This is a genomic window from Niallia alba, from assembly GCF_012933555.1.
GTDB lineage: Bacteria > Bacillota > Bacilli > Bacillales > Cytobacillaceae > Niallia > Niallia alba.
The window spans coordinates 1-8,049 of sequence record NZ_JABBPK010000002.1; the positions used below are offsets into that span (position 1 = coordinate 1).

The window sequence follows — 8,049 nt, forward strand, 5'->3', positions numbered from 1 at the left end:
GCAATCATACCTTTATCTACAAATTGCTCTTGAACATATCCTTTAATTAATTCTGTTTGCTGTTCATAAGAAAGTTCTCTAGGTAAAGCGATATTAATTTCTCTTGCAAGTCTTGAGTTTTTTCTTGTCTCCGATTTTTCAACTTCATTCCAAAGAAGCTCTCTATTGTGGACCCAAACAGGAGCATGAGAAGGAGCAAGAATATAGGTTTCTGGTTTCACTTCTCTTTTATAGTATTTAGTCTGTTCTGTTTGTTCATCATATAGCTTTTCGCCTGAACGATAAGAAGCAGAAGCAACTGCTGATTGTCCTTTTACTCGTGAAATAACTTGAACAGAAAAGTGATAGATAGCCATATTCTTTTTCCTCCTTTCTCTTTTGGATATTATGTATTTTGATTTTTAGGTTTTATTGTTTTTATGTTTTAGGTTTTCATATCCGTAATAAAAAATTTCGTACCGAAAGGTGGGAAAATTTTTATTATGGTTTCGTAAGGATTTATTAAACGAGTTGGGGATATCCCAACTTGGAATAATAAATAGCTTACGAATGGTTTTTATGTATTCGCCATTTGGCGGATACTCATTCGCACATTTGCGAATGAAGGATTTTGATTTTGTATTCGCTGATAAGCGAATATGCCTTTTGTTGCGAAGCAACCGCACAACAAACGTTAGTTTGTGTAAGTGCGCCCTTCCTCACATCAGTTCGTTGGGGTTATTATACCACGGATTGATGTGAGGAATCATTCTGTAATTCTAGTTTTCGCTCGTAATTTTGGATATAATAGAGAAAATAATAGAGTAGGGAGTGAGAGCCTTGGCTCGAAGAACGGAAGAAGAGAGATTAGTAGATTTAGAAGAAAAAATTAGGAAGATGCAAATGGAAAAGCAAAGATTGGCGAATCAAGTGAGACAAAAGGAGAGAAAGGAGAGAACAAGAAGATTAATACAAGTAGGTGGGTTGATTGAAAAATATTTTGAAATAAAGGGAGAAGAAGAAACCATTAAATTAATTGTTTCTTTTAAGGAATCTGTAGAAAAAAATAAAGAAAAGATATTATCTCTTGATATTGATCAAGCTAGAAAGATACTTCAGGTCCATATAGATAAATAAATTTTACACAAAATACAAATTTAAAAACTTGAATAAGCACCACCCATAAGAACGGGTGGTGCTTATTATTTTCTCTTAAAAATTATCATTAATTTGTAATTATTTCTATTAATCAGTTTTTCTGTTATTTTTTAGAATTAATTCTGTGCTTTAATTACTAGATTATTTTTTGGTTAATAAATTTAGAATTTAACCCACTAGATTTTATAAATGGCCAGACTAATTTAAATAAAAAGTAACCTGATATAGCACCAAAAGTGTTAAGAATCAAATCATCAATATCAAAAATACGAAATGGGACTCCGATAATAATTGAAATTATGAATTGAATAATCTCAATTATTAGTGAAACTATTATTCCTAAGAAAAATATATTTTTAAATGTAGCTTTATTATATAGAATTGGATAATAAACGCCTATTGGAAGTAGCAATAAAAAATTACCAATTGGTTGAATCGGAGTTCTTTCTAGAGTAGATAATACAGTTTCAAATGGAGTAAAATTAAAATATCTAGAAAGTGGAAACTCTTCTGCTACATTCACATAGTAAAGTGGTATTGGAAAAAAGACCACAGCTATTAAGGCTATAATATAAATATAAATAGATAAGTAAACTATCTTATCCACTAATAAATTCTTTTTTATTTTTTTCCAGTTTATAAAAGCTAAAATTAAAAATATAATCGCTCCATAAAACCATTCAAAATCAACGTCATAATTCCAATTCATTTCTTAACATCCTTTTATTTTTGAAAATTAGTCTTTAATTGTAATTGTAATATCACCAGTCATTTCATGTCCTGTGTAATTTCGTAAATAAGCGTAGTATTTTCCACTTCCTCTAGATTTTGTAATATTGAATGTAGTTGATTCATAACCTATTGCTTTGTGATCATCTTTAGAAGATATAACTTCATCAGGACCAGATACATTTTTTTTGAGAAATACTGTGAAATTATAACCTTTTAAAAATGCTTTACTGTTACCCCAAGTTTCAACTTGAAAGGTGCCAGGTTGATTCACACTAAATTCTTTTGAATTTACTCCACCACTCATAGCATATGTAGAATTATAGACAGTAGTTGAAGCCAATGCAGAAACTGGTATAAACAATAATGTTCCTAAAAGTAAAACCCCTGATGCTTTTTTTATTAATTTTAACATAATAAATCCTCCCGTTTTTTATTGTAATACTTTCTAAGTTTACTATTAAATGGATAATTTTTGCTAGACTTTATTTTATTTTTGTTAAATAATTTTATAGATTTATACTATTAAAGAACATTTATAATAATAATCCATTGGCTAACCAAAAGGATTATTTGTCTTTTTAGTTTAAAAAAAGAATTTCTATAGAAAAATAGCAAATAAATAAAAAAATCATTTTTTTGTATGAAATTTTGTACAAAAAAGAAGACATAATATTGCTTAGTTAACATAATGAGTCCTATACATAGCAATCAAAAAAGCAAAAGGCGAAATTTGTCCATATTGGGGCAAATTCCGCCTTTTTGCGTTTGGGAAATATCGAGAAAAATAGCTTCATAATAAAAAAGTCAATCTCTAGATCCCTCCGTTTTCCTTCTAAATGCTACTTCATTATATAATTGACTTTTCATGATGATTGAAAGGAAAGAAGGAAATTCTACTAGATTATCGAAGAGTAAAAGTAGAAGGAGTGAATAAACGCTATGAAAAACGCTAATAGCTTTGGCTATTTTTCTAAAGATGTTGCTGCTGATTTAGAAATAACTACTTCTAGTTTAAGAAGGTGGTCTATTGAGTTAGAACAGCATGGCTATATAATGGAACGAAATGAAAAAGGACAACGGATTTATTATGAACGCGATTTTAAGGCGTTAAGAGAATTGAAAAAATTATTAGCAAACAACGTTTCTTTTACAGACGCGTTAAATGCTGTTGTATCAATGAATATGGACGAAAAAAACGCAACAAAAACGCCTAGCGTTTTCACGGATGAGATTCGTTTATCAAAGAGTGAATTAGAAGAAACGATACAACGAGTAGTGAAAGTAGCAATTGAAGAAGAAAGAGAAAATATGTTGAAAGCATTTGAATATAAAATGAATGATGTTGTAGAAAAAAGAGATCGGATCCTAACGATGCAATTACAACAATCATTAGAAGAAAAGAGATTAGAAATAGCAGCTGCCAAAGAAGAAGAAGAGGTAAAACCCTGGTGGAAAAAACTCTTCAAGTAAAAACCATTACAGACAAGGGTTGCCTTTATGGCAACCTATAAACCTTTAGGGTAAGTAAGGAGAATTTTTTTATGAAAAGGACTAATGAAGAAGCGATGAGATATGCAAAAGCTTCGTTGAGAATATCTGGAATGGATGTTTCCAAAGAACAAGAGGATTTAGTAAGAAAATCTCTAGAAGGACATATTTCAGATGAAGATTTTATCAATCAGTTAAAGGAATTAGCTGATAAAAAATAAAATAAGATGGTGGGCGATTTTATGCTAAAGCTTCATGAAATTTTAGGAACAGATAAGCCGGTTTTTAAAAAGAAAGATGCAGAACACTTTTTCTACGAGGAATTGTTAGCATTGAACGAAAAACCTTCACAATATAAGATTACTGGCTATGTGGAAGTAAGAAAACATAAGCAATTATTTTTCAAGCAAGTGTATAGCTAGGGGAAAGATACCGATTATTCTATTTTGAAAAATCGGTATTTTTTACGCTTGAATTAAAGTTACTTAAATGATATAATAAAGGTAACTTAAAGAAAAGGGCGGTTAAAAAATGTTGAAAGTATGGGATTTACATAAAAAATTATATGATGTTCGTTGGAATGGCGAAGAAGAAGAAAATAAAACAATCGAGCAATTAGAAAAGGAGTTTGTTTCCTTGGCCGCGACGGAAGGAGTTGCTATGGAAACAATAAACGAAATGTTAGGTCAGCTTTATATTCCGCCTTATCGATACGATACGTTACCAGACCATTTAAAGTACTCTAATTCAGCTAAAAAGGAGAATGTAGGGCGACCGTCTATGGGAGTCACTAAAAAGGTGTCTATAACCCTTCCAGACGATATATGGAGCAAAATAAAGAGTGACATTAAGGATAAGGATTTAAAATCTATGTCTGCTTATTTTAGAGAATTGGCTTTGGCTCATTTTAAGGAGGAAGCATGATGAAAAAATTAAAAATTTATATGGAAAATGGGGACTTTGTGATAGAGCATGTTAATTCGTTTGGACATAGTACAAAGCGTTCTTTCCTATCAGAAAGTGGCTTGAAAGAATCTTTAGATTCTTATGCAGCTGTCATCGATCAATACGAATTAGAGGTATCAGATGAATTGTGGGCGATGGTTATTAACTACGTAAGTAGTGAGGAGTTCCAAAGAAAATGATTTGTTCTTATTGCGGTCAAGAAAATAGCAGCTATGCAGAAACTTGCTCGTTTTGTGAAGCACCATTGAAAGTGAAAAGACCGAAGCTAAACGGTTTTATGTACTTGGAATTATGTGAAAGACCGTTTTCTTTCTTGGCTTCACTTCACACATATGATCTTTTAGTTTTGCTTCGACTGGTGAGAGAAAAGCGGACAAGTTGTTACCACCTTATGAGAACCGTTCAGAAGGCCCCTGACGGGGTTGTAGTTCCTAATGATATAAAAGGTTTGGCAGAAAGTGAATATCGCCTTTATACTGCCCGTATGAAGGTTATAGAGGGTATATTGATTGATAGAATGGGGTATAAACCGAAACGAATTGATGATAAACTATTAATTAATTTAAAAGAGAAAATTGAAAGAGGGAAAGAAAATGTCTGATAATAATACTATTGCTGCGTTTCATATTCTTAGTAATAAAGATGGTATTTTGAAGTTAAATACTAGCAAACTATTTTATTGGCATATTCCAAAAAAATTAAGAAAAGAACCTATTGAACAGGGAGATATCGTATTAGTTCATGCTAAAAATACATCAGCACCAGTATTAGTAATGAATGTGTTTAGAGAAGAATTAGAAGAAGTAGGAAAAAAATATAAGAAAGTTAAATGTGTTTTAGAAAGAGCTCCTCAAAAAAATGAAAAAGTGTAGAATAAAGAAGAAAATATTGGTAGTCTTAAAGGTATAAAGAAAAACCCTCAAGTTTTTGCCGACTCCGAGGGTTTTAACTAAATTAAGGACAGGAATATGTCCTGTATTCACTTATAGAATAATTATATTCTAACATACAGTGATATATTCCTTCTAGTAGGGAGAAGGAAATTTGTGAAAAAAGAAAACAATAATGTAGTAAATTTAAACAGTGTTAGTAAAAATGCTAGAAAAAGAGATTTAAAAAATGATGAAATTCTTAATAATCTAGAGCATTTTGGAGTACCTCAAGAACAAATTGACCAAGCTATGAAAATACTTAGTATGGCTACTGGTAATAAAGAACTTTACATAGGAACTAAAAGATCTCCACATTCGAAAGTGAGGTTTGCTCAACACTTGCAAGAGAATTTAGGTTTTCTAAATAAGCAAGAATATCTTAGCAGTAAAGAAAAGGTTTTTTTATCTGATGTTATACCTTATATTGCTTTTTCAAGTAATTGCATAGTTTTAGATATTAAAGAGAAAAATCCTGTTCCTGCAAATATTACAGAGATTTCTAAGCTAATAAATAGCAATAGGTCAAATACAAGTACAACAATTAATTCATTAGTTAAAAAAGGAATTTTAGCTAAAGCTGAAAGTGGAATTGAAGGTAATAATGTTAAAGCTTATTCTTTATTTGTTAATCCTCATATTATTTTTGCGGGTGATAAAGATAAGGTTCCAGAGCATTTACAAGTTATGTTTCATAAAGCAATGAAAATGAAAATATTAAAGGATTTACCGGATAAATTATTTTAAAGAAAAAACCGTTAGTAATTAATTTTGATTACTACGGTTTTTTTTTATTTTATTATTTCGTGTGTTGTAAAATCGCAACACAAGTGTTGTAAAATCGCAACACACGAAAAATCTCAAAACCCTTGATATAACAGTCTTTTTTTAACTTTTAAAACTCTTTCTCTTCTCACTCTATAATAAATAGCATTTCGCTTTTTGTTTAGCAATCCTAAATTTAAACTTTTACGTTCTTGCCATAAAGGCTAAGATGTTGCCATAAAGGCAACTAAAAACCTTGTAATTAAGGGTGGTTATCAAATGAGAAATAACTAAGATATAATAATTTAAAAGGTAGGTGCTTTTTTATGCATGAGTTTGAAAGGTCTAAACAGATTATTAATGGCACTTTTGATTGCAACCGTACTTGGAACGTGACATTTGAATATAGTCGAGATTATGAAAAAAAGCCTTTATCTTGGGAAGAAAATCAGCAATTGCTTGACGATCTCGTTAAGGTATTTGAAAAATATCAAATGAATTGGAAGTTGAAATAGGGTTGTAAATTTAACAACCCTATCTAGTTCTTTCGTCAAGTTCATTGGTTTTTGCTTTCTGTTGCTGTATTCTTTCTGCTATTTGTATATCCTTTTGAACATCATTTAAGGCTTTATTTTGCTCTTTTAATTCCTCAATTTTATTTAGGCTTTGTTCATAATTTGGTTTAAACTCATTAAACATTTTTCTATCATCGTTAATAGATTTTTGAGTTGTATATCCCATATCAATAAGTTCTTTAGTAAGAGTATTCCGTCTGACTTTTAAATTTTCATATTCTTCTTTTGCTCTTGGGTCATTAAGAGTTTTTCCATATTGATAAGGGTTATTTTTAATAGCTTCTATTCGTTGATGGACTGCCATAATTTCTTTAGCAGTCTTTTCAGCTTGTTCTAGTTTTTTCACTCGTTCATCATAATTAGAAGTAGCTGTTGTTAGAGTGTTTATTTCGCTATTATTTTTTTGAGTAACGCTTGGTATATCGCTAAATTTTGAAACTTTATATTGTTCATGAATCTGATTTAGTTTAGAAGCTGTCTCATACTTAATTGGTTTTCCTTGTAGGTCAGGATATAAAACAAAAACCTTACGGATCTCTTTGTCTTTAATAGCCTGTTCACTTTTATCTAATACATCTTTTTGCTTTTTGTATAAGGCTTCACTCTCTTTATAGTTTGTTAAAGATTTATTTACTTTGCTTTCTAATTTGTCTTTTTGAGTTTGGATTTCTGCCCTAGTAGAAACTCCATTATCTTTCATAAGAGTAGATAAATTTTCGTATTGGATTTTTAGAGTATCTTTCAAACCACTAATTTCATTACGAAGATTTTCTTTTTCTTTTCGTTTGAATAGACCAATATTCTCAAGTGCTTGTTCTTTTTCTTTCAATGTCTCTTCAAACCTTGATACAAAAGTGTTTACTTGATAAAGGTTACTGATATTTTTATATTGATTATTCAATGCTATATGTTTATTCTTTTCAGCTTTATGCCATTCTTCCAGTTCTTTTCTATGTTTTTCAATGTTTTCTAAAGTTGGTTTTTCACCAATTCCTTTTTCAGCTGCACTCAATATTTCCTGTTCTTTTGGAGTGAAACAAACAGCTTTTTGCTTTTGTTGTTCTTTTAAAAGTGTTTCTCTTTGTTGTTTTTCTTCACGATATTTTTGTAAGTCATAAACAATCGCATTATATTGTTTTACTTCACGATTGATATTTCCTAGTTCTGTTTCTTTTCCTTTTCTCTCCATTGCAGAAGCAATATGCCCTAAATGGACAGTAGGTAATACTTCAAGTCCACGATCCGCATGAGACTTGTGAGTAATACGTTCTTGGATATTTTCTTTTTCAAGAGCCTTATTGGCATGTTCTGACCATTGCTCTCTCCAGTTTTCTAATTGTTCTTTTCTATCCCAATCACGATTTTTTGTTGTAAAACCTTCTTCTGAAATTTCTCTAGTCGTCAACATAACATGGGCATGAGGATTTTCTTTATCATCTCTATGAATTGCAATATCG

The 8,049-nt window shown here is 30.6% G+C and carries 14 protein-coding genes; 10 read left to right on the plus strand and 4 right to left on the minus strand.

The window, feature by feature from the left end; all coding sequences use genetic code 11:
• On the minus strand, positions 1 to 356 hold a 356-nt coding region (locus HHU08_RS24815; protein WP_169189766.1), incomplete at its 3' end, for a MobA/MobL family protein.
• Between the two features lie 463 nt (positions 357 to 819).
• On the opposite strand from HHU08_RS24815, the gene HHU08_RS24820 reads away from it, so the two are divergent.
• Positions 820 to 1,116: a conjugal transfer protein TraD gene (locus HHU08_RS24820; protein ID WP_169189767.1), complete on the plus strand. Its 297-nt coding sequence runs from the start codon at positions 820 to 822 to the stop codon at positions 1,114 to 1,116.
• Between the two features lie 157 nt (positions 1,117 to 1,273).
• Here HHU08_RS24820 and HHU08_RS24825 read toward each other — a convergent pair whose 3' ends face one another.
• Together HHU08_RS24825 and HHU08_RS24830 are read right to left on the minus strand one after the other, a co-directional pair.
• Positions 1,274 to 1,846, minus strand: coding sequence for a VanZ family protein (locus HHU08_RS24825; RefSeq protein ID WP_169189768.1), 573 nt, complete (start codon positions 1,844 to 1,846; stop codon positions 1,274 to 1,276).
• 27 nt (positions 1,847 to 1,873) lie between these two features.
• A complete protein-coding gene (locus HHU08_RS24830) occupies positions 1,874 to 2,281 on the minus strand; it encodes a hypothetical protein (RefSeq protein WP_169189769.1) in 408 nt (135 codons plus the stop codon).
• A gap of 527 nt (positions 2,282 to 2,808) precedes the next feature.
• Between HHU08_RS24830 and HHU08_RS24835 the strand changes: the two genes are divergently transcribed.
• The 9 genes from HHU08_RS24835 to HHU08_RS24875 all read left to right on the plus strand — a co-directional run bounded on the left by HHU08_RS24835 (position 2,809) and on the right by HHU08_RS24875 (position 6,532).
• Positions 2,809 to 3,339, plus strand: coding sequence for a MerR family transcriptional regulator (locus HHU08_RS24835; RefSeq protein ID WP_169189770.1), 531 nt, complete (start codon positions 2,809 to 2,811; stop codon positions 3,337 to 3,339).
• Positions 3,340 to 3,410: 71 nt separating this feature from the next.
• Positions 3,411 to 3,578, plus strand: coding sequence for an antitoxin VbhA family protein (locus HHU08_RS24840; protein WP_169189771.1), 168 nt, complete (start codon positions 3,411 to 3,413; stop codon positions 3,576 to 3,578).
• Positions 3,579 to 3,599: 21 nt separating this feature from the next.
• The gene (locus HHU08_RS24845) at positions 3,600 to 3,779 is read left to right on the plus strand and encodes a hypothetical protein (protein ID WP_169189772.1); all 180 of its coding nucleotides are present in this window, start codon (positions 3,600 to 3,602) and stop codon (positions 3,777 to 3,779) included.
• A gap of 109 nt (positions 3,780 to 3,888) precedes the next feature.
• On the plus strand, positions 3,889 to 4,281 hold the full coding sequence (locus tag HHU08_RS25340; protein ID WP_235679018.1) for a hypothetical protein: 393 nt from the start codon (positions 3,889 to 3,891) through the stop codon (positions 4,279 to 4,281).
• A complete protein-coding gene (locus tag HHU08_RS24855; RefSeq protein ID WP_169189773.1) occupies positions 4,278 to 4,502 on the plus strand; it encodes a hypothetical protein in 225 nt (74 codons plus the stop codon). Before HHU08_RS25340 ends, HHU08_RS24855 begins: the two co-directional genes overlap by 4 nt.
• Positions 4,499 to 4,924 (plus strand): hypothetical protein, encoded by a 426-nt coding sequence (locus HHU08_RS24860; protein ID WP_169189774.1) that lies wholly within the window; start codon positions 4,499 to 4,501, stop codon positions 4,922 to 4,924. Before HHU08_RS24855 ends, HHU08_RS24860 begins: the two co-directional genes overlap by 4 nt.
• Positions 4,917 to 5,195, plus strand: coding sequence for a DUF5839 family protein (locus tag HHU08_RS24865; protein ID WP_169189775.1), 279 nt, complete (start codon positions 4,917 to 4,919; stop codon positions 5,193 to 5,195). Before HHU08_RS24860 ends, HHU08_RS24865 begins: the two co-directional genes overlap by 8 nt.
• A 174-nt stretch (positions 5,196 to 5,369) precedes the next feature.
• Positions 5,370 to 5,999 carry a MarR family transcriptional regulator gene (locus HHU08_RS24870; RefSeq protein WP_169189776.1) on the plus strand — a complete coding sequence of 210 codons (630 nt, stop codon included), beginning with the start codon at positions 5,370 to 5,372 and terminating at the stop codon, positions 5,997 to 5,999.
• Between the two features lie 344 nt (positions 6,000 to 6,343).
• On the plus strand, positions 6,344 to 6,532 hold the full coding sequence (locus tag HHU08_RS24875) for a hypothetical protein (protein ID WP_169189777.1): 189 nt from the start codon (positions 6,344 to 6,346) through the stop codon (positions 6,530 to 6,532).
• Positions 6,533 to 6,551: 19 nt separating this feature from the next.
• On the opposite strand, the gene HHU08_RS24880 is transcribed toward HHU08_RS24875, so the two are convergent.
• A partial coding sequence (locus tag HHU08_RS24880) for a MobA/MobL family protein (RefSeq protein WP_169189778.1) occupies positions 6,552 to 8,049 on the minus strand: 1,498 nt, incomplete at its 5' end.